The sequence below is a fragment of the Streptomyces katrae genome (genome assembly GCF_000717655.1).
Taxonomy (GTDB): domain Bacteria; phylum Actinomycetota; class Actinomycetes; order Streptomycetales; family Streptomycetaceae; genus Streptomyces; species Streptomyces katrae_B.
Genome location: NZ_JNZY01000002.1, coordinates 418731 through 440948 on the forward strand (window position 1 = coordinate 418731; position 22218 = coordinate 440948).

Genomic DNA, 22218 nt, shown 5'->3' on the forward strand with positions numbered 1-22218 from the left:
CCGTGAACGGCCTCAACACCATCCTGATCGTCTTCGGCCTGTTCCTGGCCGGAGGCGTCTACTCCTTCCAGAAGCAGCAGATGCCCAAGTCGGTCGTCATCCTGCTCGCCATCGGCTCCGCGATGTGCCTCGCCGCCGGAGTCCTGCGGATCCAAGGAATCTGGGAATGAGCGCAGCCCGTCCGACCAAGACGGTCGTGGTCTTCGACTACGGCTTCGGAAACGTCCGTTCCGCCGAGCGCGCACTCGCGCGCGTCGGCGCGGACGTCGAGATCACCCGTGACTACGACAAGGCGATGGACGCCGACGGACTCCTCGTCCCCGGTGTCGGTGCCTTCTCCGCCTGCATGCAGGGCCTCAAGGACGTCCGCGGCGACTGGATCATCGGCCGCCGGCTCTCCGGCGGCCGCCCGGTCATGGGCATCTGCGTCGGCATGCAGATCCTCTTCGAACGCGGCATCGAGCACGGCGTGGAGACGGAGGGCCTCGACGAGTGGCCCGGCACCGTCGAGCCGCTGCGCGCCCCGATCGTGCCCCACATGGGCTGGAACACCGTGGACGCCCCCGCCGACAGCCAGGCCTTCAAGGGCCTGGACGACGACGCCCGCTTCTACTTCGTGCACTCGTACGCGGTGCGCGACTGGAGCCTGGAGGTCACCAACCCGGTGATCCGCGCCCCCAAGGTCACCTGGGCCACCCACGGCGAGCCCTTCGTCGCGGCGGTGGAGAACGGGGCCCTGTGGGCCACCCAGTTCCACCCCGAGAAGTCCGGCGACGCCGGAGCCCAGCTCCTCACCAACTGGATCGAGACCCTTTGATGCCCGTCAACAAGCTGGAACTCCTCCCCGCGGTCGACGTCCGCGACGGGCAGGCCGTCCGCCTCGTGCACGGGGTGTCCGGCAGCGAGACCTCCTACGGCTCCCCGCTCGACGCGGCCCTCGCCTGGCAGGCCTCGGGCGCCGAATGGCTGCACCTCGTCGACCTGGACGCCGCCTTCGGCACCGGCGACAACCGCGCCCTGGTCGCCGAGATCACCGGCGCCATGGACATCAAGGTCGAGCTGTCCGGCGGCATCCGCGACGACGCCTCGCTCGCCGCGGCCCTCGCCACCGGCTGCACCCGCGTCAACCTCGGCACCGCCGCCCTGGAGACCCCCGAGTGGGCCGCCAAGGCCATCGCCGAGCACGGCGACAAGATCGCCATCGGCCTCGACGTACGCGGCACCACCCTCAAGGGCCGCGGCTGGACCAGCGAGGGCGGGGACCTCTACGAGACCCTCGCACGCCTGGACTCCGAGGGCTGCGCCCGGTACGTCGTCACCGACATCGGCAAGGACGGCACGCTGACCGGCCCCAACCTTGAGCTGCTGAAGAACGTCTGCGCCGCCACCGACCGGCCGGTCGTGGCCTCCGGCGGGATCTCCTCGCTGGACGACCTGCGGGCGCTGTCCGAGCTGGTGCCGCTGGGCGTCGAGGGCGCGATCGTGGGCAAGGCCCTGTACACCAAGGCCTTCACCCTGGAAGAGGCCCTCCGGGTGGTGTCCGGCTCATGAGCGGCGCCGGTGAGGTCCGCCGCATCTCGTCGGGCGGCCCGTGGGAGGAGGCCGTGGGGTACTCCCGCGCCGTGGAGCTGCCGAACGGGCTCGTGCTCGTCTCCGGCTGCACCTCCGTCGTCGACGGCAAGATCGTGGCCGGCGGCCCGTACGAGCAGACCGTCAACTCCTTCCGCGTCGCGGTCGACGCGCTGAAGCAGGTCGGCCTGGGTGTGGAGCACGTGGTCCGGACCCGGATGTACATCACCCATGCGAGGGATGTGGACGAGGTGGGCCGCGCCCACAAGGAGCTCTTCGACTCCGTCCGCCCCGCCGCCTCCATGATCATCGTCTCCGGCTTCATCGACCCCGGCCTGGTCGTCGAGGTCGAGGTCGAAGCCTTCCGAGGGGAGTCCTGATGTCGCTCGCCGTACGAGTGATTCCCTGCCTGGACGTGGACAACGGCCGCGTCGTCAAGGGCGTCAACTTCCAGAACCTGCGCGACGCGGGCGACCCGGTGGAGATGGCCAAGCTGTACGACGCCGAGGGCGCCGACGAGCTGACCTTCCTCGACATCACCGCGTCGTCCGGGAACCGCGAGACCACGTACGACGTGGTGCGGCGGACCGCCGAGCAGGTCTTCATCCCGCTGACCGTGGGCGGCGGCGTCCGCACCGCGGAGGACGTGGACAAGCTGCTGCGGGCCGGTGCGGACAAGGTGGGCGTGAACACCGCCGCCATCGCGCGGCCCGAGCTGATCCAGGAGATCGCGGAGCGCTTCGGGCGGCAGGTGCTCGTCCTGTCCGTCGACGCCCGCCGCACGCCGACCGGTTCCTTCGAGGTCACCACGCACGGCGGCCGCCAGGGCACCGGCATCGACGCCGTCGAGTGGGCGCACCGGGCGACGGAGCTGGGCGCCGGGGAGATCCTGCTGAACTCGATGGACGCGGACGGGACGAAGGACGGGTACGACACCGAGATGATCGCGGCGGTGCGCAAGCACGTGACGGTGCCGGTGATCGCCTCCGGCGGTGCCGGGAGGCTGGAGCACTTCGCTCCGGCGATTGCGGCCGGTGCCGATGCGGTGCTCGCGGCTTCGGTGTTCCACTTCGGTGACCTGCGGATCTCCGAGGTCAAGGCCACCTTGAGGGAGGCGGGCCACCCGGTCCGCTGACGCCCTGGCCGGGCGGCGATGACGGTGTCCGGTGCGCGCTGCCCCGGGCACCCCGCGTCGGCGGACGGAGTCCGGCGGCAGGTGCCCGAAGCCCGGGAGGCCCGCCAGGGCCGACCGGTGCGAGGGCGCCGTGGGGAATCAGATGCCCAGCTTTGCCACCGTCAGCTTGGCGATGGCCTCCGCAGGGCCGTCCAGTTCCACAGCGGCGGCGTCCTGGCGGCCGAAGCAGAAGAGGGTCAGTTCGCCCGGTTCGCCGGTGACCGTCACCACCGGGGTGCCCTTGTGGGCGACTGCCGTCTGGCCGTTCGGGCGGCGCAGCACCAGGCCCACCGGGGAGCGGCGGCCCGTCAGCCGGGCCAGCTTCTCCAGGCGGGACCACAGGGCGTCCGAGAACACCGGGTCCAGCTGGCGCGGCGACCAGTCCGGCTGGGCGCGGCGCACGTCCTCCGCGTGGACGTAGAACTCCACCGCGTTCGCCGCCTCGTCGATCTGCTTCAGCGCGTACACCGACATCTTCGGCGGGCCGGTCCGGATCAGCTGGATCAGTTCCTCGTACGGCTTGGCCGTGTACTCGGCCATCGCCTTGTCCAGCCGGTCCTTCAGGACGTTCAGCAGCAGGCCGCCCGCCGCGTCCGGGCGACGCTCCCGGACCACCACGTGCGCCGCCAGCTCCCTGGCCCGCCAGTCGTCGCACAGCGTCGGCGCCTCCGGCCCGGCCGCCTCCAACAGGTCCGCCAGGAGCAGGCGTTCACGCTTCGCATGGGTAGACATGGGGGCCAGCCTACGGCCGGAACCCGGCCCGTGCCCGCTCATCAGGCGGACGGCGATCCGTCACGACCGCCCGGGCGCGGCACAATGGCCCCCATGAGTACGTCCTCCCTCGATCCCGCCATCGCCGCGCGGCTCAAGCGCTCCGCAGACGGCCTGCTCCCGGCCATCGCCCAGCAGTACGACACCGGTGAGGTGCTCATGCTCGGCTGGATGGACGACGAGGCCCTGCACCGCACCCTGACCACCGGCCGCTGCACGTACTGGTCCCGCAGCCGCCAGGAGTACTGGGTGAAGGGGGACACGTCCGGCCACTTCCAGCACGTGAAGTCCGTCGCCCTCGACTGCGACGCCGACACCCTCCTCGTCAAGGTCGACCAGGTCGGCGCCGCCTGCCACACGGGCGCCCGCACGTGCTTCGACGCCGATGTCCTTCCGCTGGCCGAATAGGTAGGTAGGGTCCCAAGCCATGGATCTTGAGACGTTCCGCAAGCTCGCGGCGGACCGCCGCGTCATCCCCGTGAGCCGCAAGCTGCTGGCCGACGGCGACACCCCCGTCGGGCTCTACCGCAAGCTGGCCGCCGAACGCCCGGGCACCTTCCTCCTGGAGTCCGCCGAGAACGGCCGCTCCTGGTCCCGCTACTCCTTCGTCGGCGTCCGCAGCGACGCCACGCTCACCGTCCGCGACGGCCGGGCGCACTGGATCGGCACCCCGCCCGTCGGCGTCCCCACCGACGGCGACCCGCTCGACGCCCTGCGCGCCACCGTCCAGACCCTGCACACGCCCCGCGACCTCGCGGGCGGGATGCCGCCCTTCACCGGCGGCATGGTCGGCTACCTCGGCTACGACATCGTGCGCCGCCTGGAGCGCATCGGCGAACACACCGCCGACGACCTCCGGCTGCCCGAGCTGACCATGCTGCTCACCTCCGACCTGGCGGTCATGGACCACTGGGACGGCACGGTCCAGCTCATCGCCAACGCCATCAACCACAACGACCTCGACACCGGCGTGGACGAGGCGTACGCGGACGCGGTGGCCCGGCTCGACGCGATGGAGGCCGACCTCGCGCGGCCCGCCCCGTACACCCCCACGCCGCTGCCCGCCTCCGAACTGCCGGAGTTCTCCGCGCTGTGGGGCGGCGAGAAGTACCAGGACGCCGTCGAGGACATCAAGGAGCGCATCCGGGCCGGCGAGGCCTTCCAGGTGGTGCCCTCGCAGCGGTTCGAGACCCCCTGCGCCGCCTCCGCGCTGGACGTCTACCGGGTGCTGCGGGCCACCAACCCGTCCCCGTACATGTACCTGTTCCGCTTCGAGAACGGCTTCGACGTCGTCGGGTCCAGCCCCGAGGCCCTGGTCAAGGTCGAGGACGGGCGGGCCATGGTCCACCCGATCGCCGGGACCCGCCACCGCGGGGCCACCCCGCAGGAGGACCACGAGCTCGCCGAGGAACTGCTGGCCGACCCCAAGGAGCGCGCCGAGCACCTGATGCTCGTCGACCTCGGCCGCAACGACCTGGGCCGGGTCTGTGAGCCGGGATCGGTCGAGGTCGTCGACTTCATGTCGATCGAGCGGTACTCGCACGTCATGCACATCGTCTCCACCGTCACCGGCCGCGTCGCCGAGGGCAGGACCGCCTTCGACGTGCTCACCGCCTGCTTCCCGGCCGGTACCCTCTCGGGCGCTCCCAAGCCGCGGGCCATGCAGATCATCGAGGAGCTCGAACCCTCCCGCCGCGGCCTGTACGGCGGATGCGTCGGCTACCTCGACTTCGCCGGGGACTCCGACACGGCCATCGCCATCCGCACCGCGCTGCTGCGCGACGGCACGGCGTACGTCCAGGCCGGCGCGGGAGTCGTCGCGGACTCGGTGCCCGAGCTGGAGGACAACGAGTGCCGCAACAAGGCGGCCGCCGTCCTGCGCGCGGTGGGAGCGGCGAACCGGCTGAACGGCTCGTGACGGCGTAGGGGATAGTGGGGTGCGTGAGTGCCGTACCCCCACCCCGAAACGACACCGACGCCCCCACCGGAGCAGACGCCCCGGACGGTCGCGGCGGCCGCCGCAGCGTGGCCGTCGCCCTGCTGCTCGGCGCGCTCGGTGCCACCGTCGTCCTGCTCGCCTCCGGCCGCGTCTGGGCCCGGGGCACCGCTGCCGTGGGGGGCGGCTCGCTGCCGCTGACCGCGGACGGGCGGGCCGTGACCGGGCTCCCGGCGGCCCTGGCCATCGTGGGCCTCGCGGCCCTGGTGGCCGTGTTCGCCGTACGGGGCAGGAGCCGGCTGCTGGTCTCCGGGCTCCTGGCGCTGAGCGGCCTGGGCGCGGCCCTCTCCGCGGTGCTGGCCGCCGACGACCGGCAGGCGCTGGACGCGCAGGCGGCCCGTACGACCGCGGACACCGCGGCGCAGGTGGGAGCGCTGTCGCACACGGCCTGGCCGTACATCACGGCCGCCGGTGCGGCCCTGATCCTGGTCGCCGGACTGCTGGCCCTGCGCTTCGGCCGCAGCTGGCCGGCGATGGGCGGCCGCTACGAGCGGGACGGCAGTCCCCGGGCCCGCAAGGCGGCGGCGGTGGACCCCGACCGGCCCGAGGACCTGTGGAAGGCCCTGGACCGCGGCGAGGACCCGACCCGCTGACCGTGCACCGCACCCCGTGCGGGACAATGGGCACCGAGCATTCGACAACACAGCACGTGCGACAGAGCAAACGAGGAGCAACTCATGGCGGGCACTAACCACGGACACACCCCGGCCGCCTGGACCGGTGTCATCATCGCCTTCATCGGTTTCTGCATCTCCGGCGCGTTCATGGTCATCGCGAACCCGCTCGGGTTCTGGGCCGGTCTCGTCGTCGTCGCGCTCGGCGGTGTGGTGGGCCTGGCGATGAAGGCCGCGGGCATGGGCGCGCCGAAGGCCGCCCACGACGACCTGGCCGTGGTCATCGCCGCGAACAGGGCCGCCGCCAAGGTCTGAGTACCGCCGAGGTCCGAGCAGGACCGGTCGATACCTTCGAAAGGCGCGGCCCCGTCGGGCTGCGCCTTTCGTCATGAGCGGAGAGAATCAGCGCGTGGACGCCTCTCACAGCCCCGTCGCCGTGCCCGGGCACCGGCCCGCGCCCGCGCCGCCGCAGAGCCGGGCACGGCGGCTGGCCGTGCCGGCGCTCACGCTGGCCTCGGCGGCCCTGGCCTTTGCGTACGTGGGGGCCGTGGATCCCAATGAACCCGGCCATTATCCGGTCTGCCCGCTCTTTCGGCTGACCGGAATTCTGTGCCCCGGATGCGGCGGGCTGCGCAGTGCGCACGCGTTCGCGCACGGTGATCTGATCACTGCTTCCGGGGCGAATGCCCTGGCCGTCATGGGCTACTTCGTCTTCGCCGGCTTCATGGCCCTGTGGCTGGTTCGCGCCTGGCGCGGCGGCCCGGCCCCGCGCTTCGCCCTGCGGCGGCCGTACTGGTGGGCCATCGGGGTGCTCGCGCTCGTTTTCGTGGTGGTCCGAAACCTGCCGTTCGGATCCGCCCTGGCCCCCTGAGGCCCGTACCAGGCCTGCCCGGGCCCGTATGAATCCCGGATTCCGAATGTCCAGTGACTGGGACGCCGTCAACCGCGTGCGGAGCGCAACGCCTCCTGCGGATACCATTTGATTGCTGACCTTGCAGTTGTACGTGTCTGCAAGGCGGCCGACCGTCATCGACCCGGAAGGGGGCCGCTCGCGTGAGTGTGCTCGACGAGATCATCGAAGGGGTCCGCGAAGACCTTGCCGAACGGCAGGCCCGCGTGAGCCTCGACGAGCTCAAGGAGCGTGCCGCCAAGGCGCCCCAGGCCAAGGACGGCGTCGCGGCCCTGCGCGGCGACGGCGTCAAGGTGATCTGCGAGGTCAAGCGCTCCAGCCCCTCCAAGGGCGCGCTGGCCGCGATCGCGGATCCCGCCGGACTCGCCGCCGACTACGAGGCGGGCGGTGCGGCGGTCATCTCCGTCCTCACCGAGCAGCGCCGTTTCGGCGGCTCGCTGGCCGACCTGGAGGCCGTCCGCGCGCGCGTGGACATCCCGATCCTGCGCAAGGACTTCATCGTCACGGCGTACCAGCTGTGGGAGGCCCGCGCCTACGGCGCCGACCTCGCGCTGCTGATCGTCGCGGCCCTGGAGCAGGAGGCCCTCGTCTCCCTCATCGAGCGGGCCGAGTCCATCGGGCTCACCCCGCTCGTCGAGGTCCACGACGAGGACGAGGTCGAGCGCGCGGTTGCGGCCGGTGCCAAGATCATCGGCGTCAACGCCCGCAACCTCAAGGACCTCAAGGTCGACCGCTCCACCTTCGAGCGCGTCGTCGGCGAGATCCCGGCCCACATCGTCAAGGTTGCCGAGTCCGGCATCCGCGGGCCGCACGACCTGATCGCCTACGCCAACGAGGGCGCCGACGCCGTCCTCGTCGGGGAGTCCCTGGTCACCGGACGCGACCCGAAGTCGGCCGTGGCCGACCTCGTCGCCGCCGGGGCCCACCCCGCCCTGCGCCACGGACGGAGCTGACCCGTCCCATGGCCCCCGACCGCCCCTCCGTCCGCACCCGGCCCGGCTCAGGCCCGGCCGGTGTGCCGACGGCGCACGCGCCCCTGGCGCGCGGCTGCCGCCCCCGCGGCTGCCGTGCCCCGGCCCGGCGGGTGCACGGGCGGCGGGTCAGGTACGTGATCGGCTCCGAGCCCGGTCAGGTCAACGGCATGCGATGGCGCACCACAGGCGCGCTGTAACGAGGGCCGTCCCGGTCCGGTACGCCTGACGTCGTCGCACGACGGCGCCCTGCGTACCGCCCCGCGCGGTCTCGTTCACGGCCCGTCGCCCCGAGCCGCCGGCTCCGGGCGCGGACGCCGGGTCCGTAGGCATCCCCACCCCGCCGCGGGGTGCGCGTGCGGCGGGCCCGCAGCGCAATACGGTGCATCCATCCCATCGCACCCGTAGGAGTACTGGGCATGTCCAGCAGCTCGTTCTTCATTCCGGACCCGGAGGGTCACGTCCCCAACGCCGAGGGCTACTTCGGTGACTTCGGCGGCAAGTTCATCCCGGAGGCGCTCGTCGCCGCCGTGGACGAGGTCGCCGTCGAGTACGAGAAGGCCAAGGGGGACCCGGCCTTCGCGGCCGAGCTCAACGACCTCATGGTCAACTACACCGGCCGGCCCAGCGCCCTCACCGAGGTGCCGCGGTTCGCCGAGCACGCCGGCGGCGCGCGGATCTTCCTCAAGCGCGAGGACCTCAACCACACCGGCTCGCACAAGATCAACAACGTGCTGGGCCAGGCGCTGCTCACCAAGCGCATGGGCAAGACCCGCGTCATCGCCGAGACCGGAGCCGGCCAGCACGGCGTGGCCACCGCCACCGCCTGCGCGCTCTTCGGCCTCGAGTGCACCATCTACATGGGCGAGATCGACACCCAGCGCCAGGCCCTGAACGTGGCCCGGATGCGGATGCTGGGCGCCGAGGTCATCGCGGTGAAGTCCGGCTCCCGGACGCTCAAGGACGCCATCAACGAGGCGTTCCGCGACTGGGTCGCCAATGTGGACCGCACCCACTACCTCTTCGGCACCGTCGCCGGCCCGCACCCCTTCCCGGCCATGGTCCGCGACTTCCACCGGGTCATCGGTGTCGAGGCCCGCCGCCAGATCCTGGAGCGCGCCGGCCGGCTGCCCGACGCCGTCGCGGCCTGCGTCGGCGGCGGCTCCAACGCCATCGGCCTCTTCCACGCCTTCATCCCGGACGCCGGCGTCCGTCTGGTCGGCTTCGAGCCCGCCGGGCACGGCGTCGAGACCGGCGAGCACGCGGCCACGCTGACCGCGGGCGAGCCCGGGATCCTGCACGGCTCCCGCTCGTACGTCCTCCAGGACGAGGAGGGCCAGATCACCGAGCCGTACTCGATCTCGGCCGGTCTGGACTACCCGGGCATCGGCCCGGAGCACTCCTTCCTCAAGGACTCGGGCCGCGGCGAGTACCGCGCGGTCACCGACGACGCCGCGATGCAGGCGCTGCGCCTGCTCTCCCGCACCGAGGGCATCATCCCGGCGATCGAGTCGGCGCACGCCCTCGCCGGCGCCCTCGACCTGGGCAAGGAGCTGGGCAAGGACGGGCTGATCGTGGTCAACCTGTCCGGCCGCGGCGACAAGGACATGGACACGGCGGCGCGCTACTTCGACCTCTACGACACCGACGCCTCCGAGGGGGAGACCAAGTGAGCGGCAACATCGAACTCCTCTCGGCCACCCTCGCGAAGGCGAAGTCCGAGGACCGCGCGGCCCTCGTCGCCTACCTCCCCGCCGGATTCCCGACCGTCGACGGCGGCATCGAGGCCGTCAAGGCCGTCATCGCGGGCGGCGCGGACGTGGTCGAGGTCGGCCTCCCGCACAGCGACCCGGTCCTGGACGGCGCGATCATCCAGACCGCCGACGACATCGCCCTGCGCGGCGGCGTCAAGATCGCCGACGTGCTGCGCACCGTGCGCGAGGCGCACGCGGCGACCGGGGCCCCGGTGCTGGTGATGACGTACTGGAACCCGATCGACCGCTACGGCGTCGAGCGGTTCGCCACCGAGCTGGCCGCGGCGGGCGGCGCTGGCTGCATCCTGCCCGACCTGCCGGTCCAGGAGTCCGCGCTGTGGCGTGAGCACGCCGACAAGCACGGTCTGGCGACCGTCTTCGTCGTCGCTCCGAGCAGCAAGGACGAGCGCCTGGCGACCATCACGGCCGCCGGTTCCGGCTTCGTCTACGCCGCCTCGCTGATGGGCGTCACCGGCACCCGCGAGTCGGTCGGCCACGAGGCCCAGGAACTGGTCCGCCGTACGCGCGCGACCACTGAGCTGCCCGTGTGCGTGGGCCTCGGCGTCTCCAACGCCGTGCAGGCGAAGGAGGTCGCGGGCTTCGCCGACGGGGTGATCGTCGGCTCGGCGTTCGTCAAGCTGCTGCTGGACGCGCCGGACCTGCCGGCCGGGCTGGCCGCCGTACGGGCGCTGGCGGGCGAACTCGCGGAAGGCGTACGCAGGAGCTGACGCGTTCGATTCACGGCGCGAACCCTTGATCGGGTTCTGTAGTCCGATCGGGTGGAAGTGGGAGCGGGGAGGCACGCGAGTGCCTCCCCGCTTCGTTTGGCCGAACGTGAGCGAGAAGAACGACGGTGCGAACCGCGAAGCGAAACGATCGGCCCGCGAGCGGCTCCAGGCGGAGCGTGAGCGCGAGAAGAAGAGGGAAAAGCGGCGGCGAACCCTCATCGTGGCGTCGGCCGTGGTGGGCGTCCTCGGCCTGGCGGCCGTCGTCGGCCTGATCGCGGCCAACACCGACAGCGGCGAGTCCGCCGGCGGAGGTCCGGTGACCGCCCCCTCCGGGGCCACCGGGAAGGACGCGCTCGCCATCCAGACGGGCAAGCCCGAGGCCAAGTCCACGCTGACGGTGTGGGAGGACTTCCGCTGCCCGGCGTGCAAGTCCTTCGAGACCAACTACCGGGACACGATCCACGACCTGGAGGCCAAGGGGCTGCTCAAGGTCGACTACCACATCGTCACCCTGATCGACGGGAACATGGGCGGCAGCGGCTCGCTGAAGGGCGCGAACGCCGCGGCCTGCGCGCAGGACGCCGGGAAGTTCGCGGCCTACCACGACGTCCTGTTCGAGAACCAGCCGCAGGAGGTCGACGACGCCTACGGGAACAACGCCAAGCTGCTGGAGCTGGCCGGCAAGGTCGACGGGCTGGACACCCCCGAGTTCCGCAAGTGCGTCGAGGACGGGACGCACAACAGCTGGGTGAACAAGTCCTTCGAGGCCTTCCGCGCCGGGAAGTTCAAGGGCACCCCGACCGTGCTGCTGAACGGCAAGGACCTCTTCGCCGACCAGGCCAACCCGATCACCCCGCAGAAGCTCAAGGAGCAGGTGGAGGCCGCCGCGAAGGGCGCCGGCGGCGCGAGCCCCTCGCCGTCCGCCTCGCCGAGCCCCTCGGGGAAGGGGGCGAAGGGTGCGGCGTCCGCGTCGCCGTCGGCCTCCTCGTCGGCTGCGGCCAAGTCCTCGTCCACCTCGGCGGGGTCGCGGGCCGGCTCGGCCGGGGTCGCGAAGGGGGCCGCGGACACCCCCTGAGTCCCGTCTCGATTTGGCGCCAGGTTGCCGGGCGGGTTGCGGTCCGCACCGCCCGGCAGGGTAGCGTCGGCACTGCCATGAACCTTGCCTATATCCCCAGCCCGTCGACCGGCGTGATCCATCTCGGACCGATCCCGCTGCGCGGCTACGCGTTCTGCATCATCATCGGCGTCTTCGTCGCCGTCTGGCTCGGCAACAAGCGGTGGATCGCGCGCGGCGGAAAGCCGGGCACGGTCGCGGACATCGCGGTGTGGGCTGTGCCGTTCGGCCTGATCGGCGGTCGCCTGTACCACGTGATCACCGACTACCAGCTGTACTTCGGCGAGGGCCGCAACTGGGTCGACGCCTTCAAGATCTGGGAGGGCGGCCTCGGCATCTGGGGGGCCATCGCGCTGGGAGCGGTGGGCGCCTGGATCGGCTGCCGCCTGCGCGGCATCCCGCTGCCGGCCTGGGCCGACGCCCTGGCCCCCGGTATCGCGCTGGCCCAGGCCTGCGGCCGCTGGGGGAACTGGTTCAACCAGGAGCTGTACGGGCGGGCCACCGACCTGCCGTGGGCCGTCAAGATCAGCGAGGGCCCCAACCGGGTCGCGGGTACCTACCACCCGACCTTCCTGTACGAGTCGCTGTGGTGCCTGGGCGTCGCCGCGCTCGTGATCTGGGCCGACCGCCGCTTCAAGCTGGGCCACGGCCGGGCGTTCGCCCTGTACGTCGCCGCGTACTGCGTGGGCCGCGGCTGGATCGAGTACATGCGGGTCGACGAGGCGCACCACATCCTGGGCCTCCGGCTGAACGTGTGGACCTCGATCGTGGTCTTCGTCCTGGCCGTGGTCTACCTCGTCCTGTCGGCGAAGCTGCGGCCGGGCCGCGAGGAGGTCGTGGAGCCGGACCGCGGACCCGCCGCATCCGACCCGGAGACCAAGGCCGAGACCAAGGCCGGCGAGGGCGAGGCCGACGAAGCCGAGGGCGAGGCGGTGGACGCCGGAGCGGACGCCCCGGCCACTGCCGAGGCCGAGGACTCCGGGCCGAAGCCCGACGCCGAGGCTCCGAAGGCCGCCAAGAAGCTCTGACCCGCTCGACCGGGTCACACGGGAGGGGCGCCGCGCACACCGCGCGGCGCTCCTCCCGCTGCGCTCGGCAGGTCAGGACAGGACGGGCGATTCCCGGCGGGCCAGCGCGACGACCCGTTCCGCGCCCGCCAGGACCGCCGGGTCGACGAAGCGGCCGTCCGGCAGGGCCACCGCGCCCGGGGTGCGGCGGGCGGCCGCGACGATCTCCTCGGCGGCGGTGACCTCCTCCGGGGCGGGCAGGTACGCCCGCTCGATCACCGGCAGCTGGCGCGGGTGGATCGCCGCCCGGCCCAGGAAGCCCAGTGCCCGGCCGCGCGCGCAGGAGACGGCCAGCGCCTCCAGGTCCCGGATGTCGGGGAACACCGACTGCGCGGGCGGGGCCAGCCCCGCCGCCCGCGCCGCGACCACCACCCGGGAGCGCGGCCAGTCCAGCCCCGCCTCCGCGCTGATGCCCAGATCGGCGCGCAGGTCCGCCTCGCCGAGGGAGAGCCCGCGCAGGGCGGGGTGCGCGCGGGCGATCTCGTACGCGCGCTCCACGCCCAGCGCCGACTCCAGCATGGCGTGCAGGGCCACCCCGCCGGTGCGGCCGGCGACCGCGGCGATCTGCTCCGGGGCCGAGATCTTCGGCAGCCGCAGCCCCGCGAGGCCGTGCAGCCCGGTCAGGGCGGTGAGGTCGGCGCCGGCCCAGGGGGAGTCCAGGGCGTTGACGCGGACGAGGACCGGGACCGCAGGGCGCTCGGCCAGCCGTTCCGCGGTGGCGGCGCGGGCGTACTCCTTGCGGGAGGCCGACACCGCGTCCTCGAGGTCGACGATGACGGCGTCGGCCCCGGAGCGCAGGGCCTTGGCGACCACCTCCGGGCGGTCGCCGGGTACGTAGAGCCAGGTCAGGATCACAGGGCCCCCTCCATCCGGAGTGCGCTGATCTCGGCCTCGGACAGGCCGAGTTCGGTGAGTACGGCTTCGGTGTCCGCGCCGTGCGGGCGGCCCGCCCAGCGGATCCCGCCGGGGGTCCCGGACAGCCGGAACAGGACGTTCTGCATCCGGAGCGGGCCGAGTTCGGGGTCCTCGACCTCGGTGACGGTGTCCAGCGCCGCGAACTGCGGATCGGCCATGACGTCCCGTACGTCGTAGACCCGGGCCACGGCGGCCTCGGCCTCCTCGAAGGCGGCGACCACGTCGTCGGCTTTGTGGCGCCCGATCCAGCCGCCGACGGCTTCGTCGAGGACGGGTGCGTGGGCGGCCCGGCCGGAGCCGGTCGCGAACCAGGGCTCGGCGATCAGCTCGGGCCGGCCGACGAGCCGCATGACGCGCTCCGCGATCGACTGCGCCGAGGTCGAGACGGCCAGCCAGCGCCCGTCCGCACTGCGGTAGGTGTTCCGGGGGGCGTTGTTGGTGGAACGGTTGCCGGTGCGCGGCTGGACGTAGCCGAGCTGGTCGTACCAGAGCGGGTGCGGGCCCAGCACGGTGAGGATCGGCTCGATGATGGCCAGGTCCACCACCTGCCCCTGACCGGTGCGGTCGCGGCCGGCGAGCGCGGTCATCACCGCGTACGCCGTCGTCAGCGCGGCGATCGAATCCGCGAGGCCGAAGGGCGGCAGGGTCGGCGGGCCGTCCGGCTCCCCGGTGATCGCGGCGAAGCCGCTCATCGCCTCGGCGAGGGTGCCGAAGCCGGGGCGGTGGGCGTACGGGCCCTGCTGGCCGAAGGCCGTGACGCGGGTCAGGACCAGCCGCGGGTTGGCGGCGGACAGCTCGGGCCAGCCCAGGCCCCACTTCTCGAGGGTTCCGGGACGGAAGTTCTCGATGACCACGTCGGCGCAGGCGGCCAGCCGCAGCAGGGTGTCGCGCCCGCCGGGCGTGGACAGGTCGAGGGTCATCGTCCGCTTGTTCCGGCCGAGCAGCTTCCACCACAGGCCGACGCCGTCCTTGGCGGGGCCGTGGCCGCGCGAGGGGTCGGGGCGCTGCGGGTGCTCGACCTTGACGACGTCGGCGCCGAAGTCCCCGAGCAGGGTGGCGGCGAGCGGCCCCGCGAAGAGCGTGGCGAGGTCGAGGACGCGCAGCCCTTGCAGGGGCCCCGGAGGGCCGCCCGAGTGCGCGGCCGCGGACGGCTCGGGCGGCGCCCCCGCGACGGACCCGTCCCGGGGCCGGGCCCCTCGGCCCGCTCCGGTCCCGGAGGTCACGAGGCGGCTCCGGCGCCGCTGCCGTCCCGCGGACCGGAGCCGCCCCCGGGCCGTGGCGGGGCAGCGGTCCCGGGTGCCGGTCCGGGACCGGTGGAAGGACCGGCCAGGGCTGCGGCGTCCGTCTCGGCGCGGGTCGGCATCGAGTCCTGGGCTCCCGGGCGCTGGACCGAGAGCGCGGCCGCCGCCGACGCCCAGCGCAGCGCCTCCGGCACGGGCCGGCGCTCCCCGAGGGCCACGGCGAGCGCGCCGACGAAGGTGTCCCCGGCGGCGGTGGTGTCCACCGCCCGGACCCGGGGCGCGGGCACGGTCAGCGGCTCGCGGCCGCGGGCGGCGTAGAGGGACCCGGCCGCGCCGAGGGTGATGACGACCTCCGGGACCTCGTGGAGCAGGGCCTCGGCGGCCTGGTACGGGTCGGTGAGGCCGGTCAGGGTAGCGGCCTCGTGCTCGTTGGGGACCAGCAGGTCGGTCGCGGCGAGGAGTTCCGCGGGCAGCGGCTGGGCGGGGGCCGGGGTGAGGACCGTACGGACGCCGTGGGCGCGGGCTGCGAGCGCGCCGGCGAGCACGGCGGACAGCGGGAGTTCGAGCTGGAGGAGGAGCGAGTCGGCGGCGCCGATACGGGAGTCGTCGCCCGCCTCGAGGCCGGTGACGCGGGCGTTGGCGCCGGGGATGACGATGATGCTGTTGCCGCCCTCGTCGTCGACGGTGATGTGGGCGGTGCCGCTGGCGCCCTCGACGGTGCGCAGGGCCGCCGTCTCGACCCCGGCCGCGGCGAGCGCGGAGCGCAGCCGTACGCCGAACCCGTCGGCGCCGACCGCGCCGATCATCACCACCTCCCCGCCGCAGCGGGCGGCGGCGACGGCCTGGTTGGCGCCCTTGCCACCGGGGACGGTGCGGAACTCGCGGCCGGTGACGGTCTCCCCGAGGCGGGGGGCCTTGGGGACGTAGGCGACGAGGTCCATGTTGGTGCTGCCGAGCACGGCGATGGCCGTCATGGGCGGGCTGCCTCCTGTGCGGTGAGCTGGGCGAGGGTGTCGAAGCCGATGCCGTCGAAGCCGGGGACGGTGGTGGCGAGGCGGTTCTTGAGGGGGGCGGACCAGCGGTGCGGGACGCCGTCCGGATCGACGAGTGCGGCGAGGGAGCCGGCGGTCGCGCCGTTGGAGTCGGTGTCCCAGCCGCCGGACACGGCGCGGCAGACGGAACGGGTGAAGTCCCCGTCCGCGTGGGTGAGGGCGGCGGCGATCAGGGCGGTGTTGGGGACGGCGTGGACCCAGTGGTAGTGCCCGTACCGGGAGTGCAGCCGGTCCACGACGCGGTCGAAGTCGGCGTCGGCGTGCCGGGTGGCCGTGTCGACGGCGTGGCGGACGGCCTCGGCGAGCCGTGAGCGGGGCGGTACGACGGCCAGTCCGGCCCGGAGCGCGGTGTGGATGTCGGCCCGGCCGCCGGCGGCCTCGGCGATGGCGGCGGCGGTGAAGAGGGCGGCGTAGACGCCGTTGCCGGTGTGGGTGAGGACGGCGTCCCGGTACGCCTGGGCCGCGGCGGCGGCCGGGTCGCCGGGGTTGGTCCAGCCGTGCACGTCGGCCCGGATGAGGGCGCCGATCCACTCGCGGAAGGGGTTGTGGTGGGTGGCGGTGGCCGGGGGCTCGAGCCCGAGCAGCAGGTTCCGGTACGCGAGGCGCTCGGCGGTGAAGGTCCGGCCGGCGGGGAGTTCGTCGAGCCAGAGGCGGGCGACGTCGGCGGTGGTGAAGCCCCTGCCGTACCGGCGCAGCAGGATCAGGTTCAGGAGCGGGTAGTTCAGGTCGTCGTCCTCGGGGGCGCCGTCGATGTTCTCGGCGAGGGAGGTGGCGGCGGAGCGCCGGTTCCAGGGGTGGGCGGCCAGCAGCTGCGCGGGAACGCCGCGTTCGGTGAACCAGTCGTCCAGCGGCCAGTTCCCGGCGGCCCGGGCCAGCGCCCGGATCCCCTCCAGCGGGAGCTTCTCCACGGGCTTGCCGAGCACGCACCCCACGGCCCGGCCCGTCCAGGCCCGCTCGAGCCGCTCCCGCAGCCGGGGGTCGACCCGGTGGCCCGGCTTCCGAGCCGGCCCGTCCGTACCCGAAGCCGGGGGCGAGCCCTCGGCGCGCCGCGCAGCGAGGGCCGGGCCGGCGGGCCGGGGGTCCAGGGGCGTGCCCCCGGTCCCGGGAAGGGGCGCGGTGGGGGAAGGGTTCCCGGGCGCCCGGCCCGCCGGTGCCCCGGCCCAGGTGGCCGTGATGGCGGGCCACGGGGTCGGTTCGTCGCGGGCCGACGGGGAGGGGAGGGCGGCGAGTTCGGTCAGGAGCCGGGAAGCGAGGGCGCGGAGCTCCGGCGGGGCGGGAGTGGGGGAGGCGCCGGCCCGGCCGGGCGCCGGGTGGCCGCCGGCCGCCAGCCAGGCGCGGAGCAGGGGCTCGGCGTCCCGTCCGTCCTCGGCGGCCTGCCGCAGCTCGTGCCCGACCAGGTCCTCCGGCTGCACCCACGTCAGCCGTACGGCCCCGGCCGAACCGCCGCCCGGGGTCATCCCGGGAGCGGGCAGCGCCCCGCCGGCCGCCGGACGCACCGGCATGCCGCCGGCAGCCGCCTGCGCGCCACCGCCCGGCGGCGGGTTCCGCCCCGCGGGGCCGGCGTCGGCCGGCACTGCGTACCCCGCCGGGCCGGCGGCGGCTGGTGCTGCGTACCGTTCCGGGCCGGCGGTGGCCGGTGCTGCACTTCCCGCTGGGCCGGCGGTGGCCGGTGTTGCACGCCCCGCCGGGTCGGCGGCTGGTGCTGCACGCCCCGCCCCTTCTGCGGTGGCCGGTGTTGCTCGCCCTGCCCCTTCTGCGGTGGCCGGTGTTGCACGCCCCGCCCCTTCTGCGGCGGCCGGTGCCGGGTGCCGCGGCGGGTCGGCGGCCGGGAGCGCCGCGGGGCCGGCGGCAGGGGGACCGCACGGTGGGGTGCGGGTCATTGCGGGGCGGCGATCGAGGTGAAGGCCGACTCGTGGGCCCGGCGGCGGGCGTGGTCCAGGGCGAAGACCTCGCGGGCCACCGCGGCCAGGGCCGACGCCGGGGCGTGCAGGTCGAGGCGGCTGGCCTCGGCGACCTGTTTGGCCCAGGCCGGCGGGACCGCCGAGGCGCCGGACAGGGCTCCGGCGATCGCCCCCGCCATCGTGGCGATGGAGTCGCAGTCCCGGCCGTAGTTGACGGCTCCGAGCACCGAGCCCTCGTACGCACCGTCGGCGACGACCAGCATGCCGAGCGCGATCGGGAGCTCCTCGATCGAGTGGAGGCGGGACGGGCGGCGGGCGCCGAGCGAGGGGGAGCGGTAGTCCGGGCCCACCGAGTCGTACGGGGCCACCGCCGCCCGGAGGGGGGCCAGGGCCGACTCGAAGTCCCGGTGGTGCGCAGCGGCTTCGCACACCGCCGCGATGGCGGTCCGCGTGCCGTCCTTGGCCAGCGCCAGAGCCGTGTCCACCACCGAGGAGGCCGTCGCCCCGGGCACGCACGCCGCCGCGACCGCCGCCGCGAAGACCCCCGCGGCCTCCCGCCCGTACGAGGACTGGTGCGCCCCGGCGATGTCCAGCGCCTCCGCGTACGCGCCCGCCGGATGGCCGGCGTTGACGATGCCGACCGGCGCCATGTACATCGCCGCACCGCAGTTGACGACGTTCCCGTTGCCCGCCTCGCGCGGGTCCGCGTGGGCGTAGTGCAGCCGGGTCACGATCCACTTCTCGGCCAGGAAGATCCGCTGGAGCGGCAGGGCCTCGGCTTCGAGTTCGGGGATCCAGCGCGGGTTGGTCATCAGGTCCGGGACCAGGTGATCGGCGATCGCGTACGCGTCGAGGTGGTCCCGGACGGCCTCGTAGACCCGTACCAGCGCATGCGTCATGAGGGTGTCGTCGGTGACGTGGCCGTCGCCCTTGTGGTACGGCGCGAGGGGGCGGGCCGTGCGCCAGTCCTCGTGCCACGGTCCGACGATGCCGTGCACGCGGCCGCCGTGCCGTTCCACGATCTGCTCCGGGGGCCAGCCCTCCACCGGACCGCCGAGCGCGTCGCCGACGGCGGCTCCTACGAGGCAGCCGGCCGCCCGGTCTTCGAGAGTGAGCGTCATGTCCGAATCATCCCCTGGGTGAGGTGAGTTCCGTACGATCGAGCAGCGCGGCGAGTTCGACCAGATCGGTGCCGGCGAGGCGCGGGAGGGCGCATCCCGACAGGGTGCGGCAGGCCTCGCGCCAGGCGGCGGGGATCGAGTCGCCGCCTCCGAGGGCGCCGGTGAGCGCGCCGGCGAGGGCGGGGGCGGAGTCCGCGACGCGGGACAGGCAGGCGGCGGCCGGGACGGCCTCGGCGGCCCGGCCACGGGCGGCGGTGGCGAGGGCGAGGGCCACGGGGACGGTCTCGGCGGCGGCGATGCCGTAGCTGTAGACGTGGTCCACGATCTCGTGCTCGAGGGTGGGGACGATGGCGAAGGCGCCACCCCCGTCACTGTGGGTACGGGCGAGCTTGACGGCGTGACGGGCGTTGCGGCCGATCTCGGTGGCCTCGGGGAGCTGGCCGAGGGCGGCGTCGACGGCGGTGTCGGTGTCCGCGCCGGCGAGGGCGGCCGCCAGGGCGGCGGCCATGGCGCGGGCGCCGTGGACCCCGTCGCCGTCCTGGGTGTAGCGGGCGTCGAACTCGGCGAGGTCCGCGGCGGCGGCCGGGTCCCCGGGGTGGACGACGGCGAGGACGCAGGCGCGGATGCAGGCGGCGTCGTCGAAGTAGTGCGGGTTGTCGTGGCCGGTGGCGGGCGGGCGCAGGCCGGCGGCGAGGTTGCCGAGGCCCGCGCGCACGGAGATGCGGGCGCGCAGCGGCAGCACGGCCGACTCCACCTCCGGGGCGCGCTCGGCAGCCGCGGCGATCTCACTGGCCAGGGCGTTCCAGGCGAGGTCGATGGCGGCCCGCATCCGGCGGGACCGGCTGAGGTCGCTGAGCAGCACGCCGGCCGCGGTGAGCACGGACTCGGCGGCGAAGGCGGCCCATTCGGCGTCGTCGGAGGGGCCCAGGCGCAGGGGTTCCGGGGGCTGGTTCAGGGCGATGGGCACGGGGAGGGTGGTGGTCTGGTTCTGCTCGGCGAAGGTGTCGAGCTCGCGGGTGAGGCGGCGGGTCCACTCGGGCATGCGGCTGGCCCGGTGCCGGGCGGCCGGCCACCCGGCGGCATCGCCCGCGGCCAGGCCGAGCAGCAACCCCTCGATCCGCCGGGCCGCTGCGGGGGGCCGGTGGGTGCGGACCTGCGCGGCCCCTGCGGGATCGGTGCGCACCCCGGCGGCCGGCCCGGCGCCGGGCCCCCCGGCCGATACCGCCGCCCGGGCGGCTCCGGTCCCCGCCACCACGGCCGGGGCGGACTCCGGCCTCATCGGGAGGTCTCGGATTCCGGGGTGAGGAGGTCCGCGATGTCCAGGACGTGGTAGCCCCGCATCGACGGGAGGCAACTGCCCCGGACCGGGCCGATCGCCGCCGCCCAGGCGGCCGGGATCGCGGCGACGCCCGACATGGCGCCGGCGAGGGCGCCCGCCACCGCCGCCGTCGTGTCGGCGTCGCGGCCCATGTTCACCGCCGTCAGGACCGAGGAAGGGAAGTCGCCGCCGCACGCCGCGAAGGCACCGAACGCCAGGCCCACCGCCTCCGGGGCCAGGTCCGTCCACGGGTAGCCGCCGATCACCACCGCGGAGCGCACCGCCCGTTCCCCGCGCGGGGCGGCCGTCACGGCCCGGCGCAGCGAGCGGGCCGTCCAGGAGTCGGAGGGGATGACCGAAAGGGCCGCCGAGACGACGGAGGCGGGCGAGCCGCCCGCCATCGCCGCGGCGACGCCCGCCGCCACCGCCTGACCGCCGTAGATGCCCTCGCCGTCGTGGCTGACCGAGCCGTCGATCGCGACGAGCCGCGCCGCTTCCGCCGGGCGGCCCGCCGCGAACACCCCGAAGGGCGCCGCCCGCATCGCCAGGCCGTCCGACCAGGCGTGGCGGTGCTGAGCGGAGATGGGGGCCGCGAGCCCCCGGCGGAGGTTCTCCAGGGTGCCGCGCTCGCTGAAGCCGGCCCCGCGGAACGGCCCCTCGTCGAGGTCGGCGATCCAGTGGTGCCAGGCCCGCTCGACGTGGGAGACGGTCAGCGCCGACCCGTGGCGGGCCAGCAGCAGCCCCGAGAAGATCGCGTACTCGGTGTCGTCGGTGCCCGCCGGGTCCTCCGACACGAAGCCCTCGATGCGGCCCCATTTCGCCCGGATCTCCGAGGGCTTCATGTTCTCGGCGGGGGCTCCGAGCGCGTCACCCGCCGCGAGGCCCAGAAGAGCGCCCCTGGCCCGTTCGAGGAGGACCTGCGGATTGCATGCAATCTGCTTCATCAGCTCCATGGCGGCGCCTCTCCCACTTGGTGGGGCTCATCATGAGCCCTTGGGGGATTTGTGCCATGACATATGGTTTGTCACTCGCCGCGAAACACCCCGCCCCGGCCCCCGTCACCCGGTCGCCGACCCGCGAAACCCCAGGTAAGTACGGCCTTCCTTGCTGGCGGGCGGCAGAAATCGTGCGTAGTTTCGAGGTGTTCCGGGGGAGTGGGTGCCTGCGTGTCGCGCATGGCGTGGTTCCGCGTGCCCTCTCGTACTGAAGGGGAGGAATCCGTCATGTCCATCATCGACGTCGAAGCACCGCTGCACACCGCGCACCGCGACAACCACACCCACCGTGACGTCAACGGGGGATGGCTGAGGCCGGCCGTGTTCGGAGCCATGGACGGGCTCGTCTCCAACCTCGCGCTGATGACCGGTGTGGCCGGCGGCGCCGTCGCCCCGCAGACCATCGTGATCACAGGGCTGGCGGGCCTCGCGGCCGGAGCCTTCTCCATGGCGGCCGGCGAGTACACCTCCGTCGCCTCGCAGCGCGAGCTGGTCCTCGCCGAACTCGACATAGAGCGCCAGCAGTTGCGCAAGCACCCCATCGACGAGATGGAGGAGCTGGCCGAGCTGTACGTCTCGCGCGGGGTCGAACCGGCGCTCGCCCGCGAGGTCGCCATGCAGCTGTCCCGGGACCCGGAGCAGGCGCTGGAGATCCATGCCCGCGAGGAGCTCGGGATCGACCCCGAGGACCTCCCCTCGCCGATGGTCGCCGCGGTCTCGTCCTTCGGCTCCTTCGCGCTGGGCGCGCTGCTGCCCGTCCTGCCGTACCTGCTCGGTGCCACCTCCCTGTGGCCCGCGGTGCTGCTCGCGCTGGCCGGGCTCTTCGCCTGCGGTGCGATCGTCTCCCGGGTCACCGCGCGGACCTGGTGGTACAGCGGTCTGCGGCAGCTGCTGCTGGGCGGCGCGGCCGCGGGTGTGACGTACGTCCTGGGAACCTGGATCGGCGGAGCCGTAGGCTGACCGCGCAAGTAGTGAGACACTATGCAGCCCATGACATAAGTAGTCCG

The 22218-nt window shown here is 73.9% G+C and carries 25 protein-coding genes; 17 read left to right on the forward strand and 8 right to left on the reverse strand.

Translation table 11 applies throughout. The annotated features are described in order from the left end of the window. Positions 1-2 precede the first annotated feature (2 nt). The 5 genes from IF09_RS46220 to hisF are packed head-to-tail and all read left to right on the forward strand — an operon-like array spanning position 3 to position 2704. The gene (locus tag IF09_RS46220; RefSeq protein ID WP_030291963.1) at positions 3-170 is read left to right on the forward strand and encodes a hypothetical protein; all 168 of its coding nucleotides are present in this window, start codon (positions 3-5) and stop codon (positions 168-170) included. Continuing rightward, positions 167-817: an imidazole glycerol phosphate synthase subunit HisH gene (hisH, locus tag IF09_RS0104090; RefSeq protein WP_030291968.1), complete on the forward strand. Its 651-nt coding sequence runs from the start codon at positions 167-169 to the stop codon at positions 815-817. The genes IF09_RS46220 and hisH overlap by 4 nt, the downstream gene beginning before the upstream one ends. Continuing rightward, positions 817-1551: a bifunctional 1-(5-phosphoribosyl)-5-((5-phosphoribosylamino)methylideneamino)imidazole-4-carboxamide isomerase/phosphoribosylanthranilate isomerase PriA gene (gene priA, locus IF09_RS0104095; RefSeq protein ID WP_030291970.1), complete on the forward strand. Its 735-nt coding sequence runs from the start codon at positions 817-819 to the stop codon at positions 1549-1551. Before hisH ends, priA begins: the two co-directional genes overlap by 1 nt. Then, a complete protein-coding gene (locus IF09_RS0104100; RefSeq protein ID WP_030291972.1) occupies positions 1548-1949 on the forward strand; it encodes a RidA family protein in 402 nt (133 codons plus the stop codon). The genes priA and IF09_RS0104100 overlap by 4 nt, the downstream gene beginning before the upstream one ends. Beyond that, positions 1949-2704 carry an imidazole glycerol phosphate synthase subunit HisF gene (gene hisF, locus IF09_RS0104105; RefSeq protein WP_030291974.1) on the forward strand — a complete coding sequence of 252 codons (756 nt, stop codon included), beginning with the start codon at positions 1949-1951 and terminating at the stop codon, positions 2702-2704. Before IF09_RS0104100 ends, hisF begins: the two co-directional genes overlap by 1 nt. A 138-nt stretch (positions 2705-2842) precedes the next feature. Here the strand turns inward: hisF and IF09_RS0104110 are convergent, their stop codons facing one another. After that, entirely contained in the window at positions 2843-3475 is a 633-nt protein-coding gene (locus IF09_RS0104110) for a TIGR03085 family metal-binding protein (RefSeq protein WP_030291976.1), read from the reverse strand. Positions 3476-3559: 84 nt separating this feature from the next. On the opposite strand from IF09_RS0104110, the gene hisI reads away from it, so the two are divergent. The 11 genes from hisI (at position 3560) to lgt (ending at position 12629) form a co-directional block, all read left to right on the forward strand. Beyond that, positions 3560-3922 carry a phosphoribosyl-AMP cyclohydrolase gene (hisI, locus tag IF09_RS0104115; RefSeq protein WP_030291978.1) on the forward strand — a complete coding sequence of 121 codons (363 nt, stop codon included), beginning with the start codon at positions 3560-3562 and terminating at the stop codon, positions 3920-3922. Positions 3923-3941: 19 nt separating this feature from the next. Then, a complete protein-coding gene (locus IF09_RS0104120) occupies positions 3942-5432 on the forward strand; it encodes an anthranilate synthase component I (RefSeq protein ID WP_030291980.1) in 1491 nt (496 codons plus the stop codon). 14 nt (positions 5433-5446) lie between these two features. Beyond that, on the forward strand, positions 5447-6103 hold the full coding sequence (locus IF09_RS0104125) for a TIGR02234 family membrane protein (RefSeq protein WP_030291982.1): 657 nt from the start codon (positions 5447-5449) through the stop codon (positions 6101-6103). Positions 6104-6187: 84 nt separating this feature from the next. Continuing rightward, positions 6188-6439, forward strand: a complete 252-nt coding sequence (locus IF09_RS0104130) for an HGxxPAAW family protein (protein WP_030291984.1) — start codon at positions 6188-6190, stop codon at positions 6437-6439. 94 nt (positions 6440-6533) lie between these two features. Continuing rightward, a complete protein-coding gene (locus IF09_RS0104135) occupies positions 6534-6995 on the forward strand; it encodes a DUF2752 domain-containing protein (RefSeq protein ID WP_234320879.1) in 462 nt (153 codons plus the stop codon). Between the two features lie 182 nt (positions 6996-7177). After that, complete coding sequence (gene trpC / locus IF09_RS0104140) at positions 7178-7987, forward strand: indole-3-glycerol phosphate synthase TrpC (RefSeq protein WP_030291988.1); 810 nt, start codon at positions 7178-7180, stop codon at positions 7985-7987. 8 nt (positions 7988-7995) lie between these two features. Then, on the forward strand, positions 7996-8205 hold the full coding sequence (trpM, locus tag IF09_RS46725) for a tryptophan biosynthesis modulator TrpM (RefSeq protein WP_030291990.1): 210 nt from the start codon (positions 7996-7998) through the stop codon (positions 8203-8205). A 219-nt stretch (positions 8206-8424) separates the two neighbouring features. Then, complete coding sequence (trpB, locus tag IF09_RS0104150) at positions 8425-9678, forward strand: tryptophan synthase subunit beta (RefSeq protein WP_030291992.1); 1254 nt, start codon at positions 8425-8427, stop codon at positions 9676-9678. Next, positions 9675-10487: a tryptophan synthase subunit alpha gene (gene trpA / locus IF09_RS0104155; protein ID WP_030291994.1), complete on the forward strand. Its 813-nt coding sequence runs from the start codon at positions 9675-9677 to the stop codon at positions 10485-10487. The genes trpB and trpA overlap by 4 nt, the downstream gene beginning before the upstream one ends. A 106-nt stretch (positions 10488-10593) precedes the next feature. Then, positions 10594-11562 carry a thioredoxin domain-containing protein gene (locus tag IF09_RS0104160; RefSeq protein ID WP_078613054.1) on the forward strand — a complete coding sequence of 323 codons (969 nt, stop codon included), beginning with the start codon at positions 10594-10596 and terminating at the stop codon, positions 11560-11562. 77 nt (positions 11563-11639) lie between these two features. Next, positions 11640-12629, forward strand: a complete 990-nt coding sequence (lgt, locus tag IF09_RS0104165; RefSeq protein WP_051832070.1) for a prolipoprotein diacylglyceryl transferase — start codon at positions 11640-11642, stop codon at positions 12627-12629. Positions 12630-12701: 72 nt separating this feature from the next. On the opposite strand, the gene IF09_RS0104170 is transcribed toward lgt, so the two are convergent. The 7 genes from IF09_RS0104170 to IF09_RS0104200 all read right to left on the reverse strand — a co-directional run bounded on the left by IF09_RS0104170 (position 12702) and on the right by IF09_RS0104200 (position 21160). Continuing rightward, positions 12702-13523, reverse strand: a complete 822-nt coding sequence (locus IF09_RS0104170) for an HpcH/HpaI aldolase/citrate lyase family protein (RefSeq protein WP_030292000.1) — start codon at positions 13521-13523, stop codon at positions 12702-12704. Beyond that, a complete protein-coding gene (locus IF09_RS0104175) occupies positions 13520-14695 on the reverse strand; it encodes a CaiB/BaiF CoA transferase family protein (protein WP_030292002.1) in 1176 nt (391 codons plus the stop codon). Before IF09_RS0104175 ends, IF09_RS0104170 begins: the two co-directional genes overlap by 4 nt. Positions 14696-14802: 107 nt before the next feature. Continuing rightward, positions 14803-15798 carry a ribokinase gene (gene rbsK / locus IF09_RS0104180; RefSeq protein ID WP_078613040.1) on the reverse strand — a complete coding sequence of 332 codons (996 nt, stop codon included), beginning with the start codon at positions 15796-15798 and terminating at the stop codon, positions 14803-14805. Next, positions 15795-17333 (reverse strand): ADP-ribosylglycohydrolase family protein, encoded by a 1539-nt coding sequence (locus IF09_RS0104185; protein WP_030292006.1) that lies wholly within the window; start codon positions 17331-17333, stop codon positions 15795-15797. Before IF09_RS0104185 ends, rbsK begins: the two co-directional genes overlap by 4 nt. Positions 17334-17752: 419 nt before the next feature. After that, positions 17753-18898, reverse strand: a complete 1146-nt coding sequence (locus tag IF09_RS0104190) for an ADP-ribosylglycohydrolase family protein (RefSeq protein WP_030292008.1) — start codon at positions 18896-18898, stop codon at positions 17753-17755. Positions 18899-18905: 7 nt separating this feature from the next. Further along, entirely contained in the window at positions 18906-20177 is a 1272-nt protein-coding gene (locus IF09_RS0104195; protein WP_078613041.1) for an ADP-ribosylglycohydrolase family protein, read from the reverse strand. Next, positions 20174-21160 (reverse strand): ADP-ribosylglycohydrolase family protein, encoded by a 987-nt coding sequence (locus tag IF09_RS0104200; protein ID WP_030292017.1) that lies wholly within the window; start codon positions 21158-21160, stop codon positions 20174-20176. The genes IF09_RS0104195 and IF09_RS0104200 overlap by 4 nt, the downstream gene beginning before the upstream one ends. Before the next feature lie 279 nt (positions 21161-21439). Here IF09_RS0104200 and IF09_RS0104205 point away from each other — a divergent pair, with 279 nt between their 5' ends. After that, positions 21440-22171, forward strand: coding sequence for a VIT1/CCC1 transporter family protein (locus IF09_RS0104205; protein WP_030292019.1), 732 nt, complete (start codon positions 21440-21442; stop codon positions 22169-22171). Positions 22172-22218 lie beyond the last annotated feature (47 nt).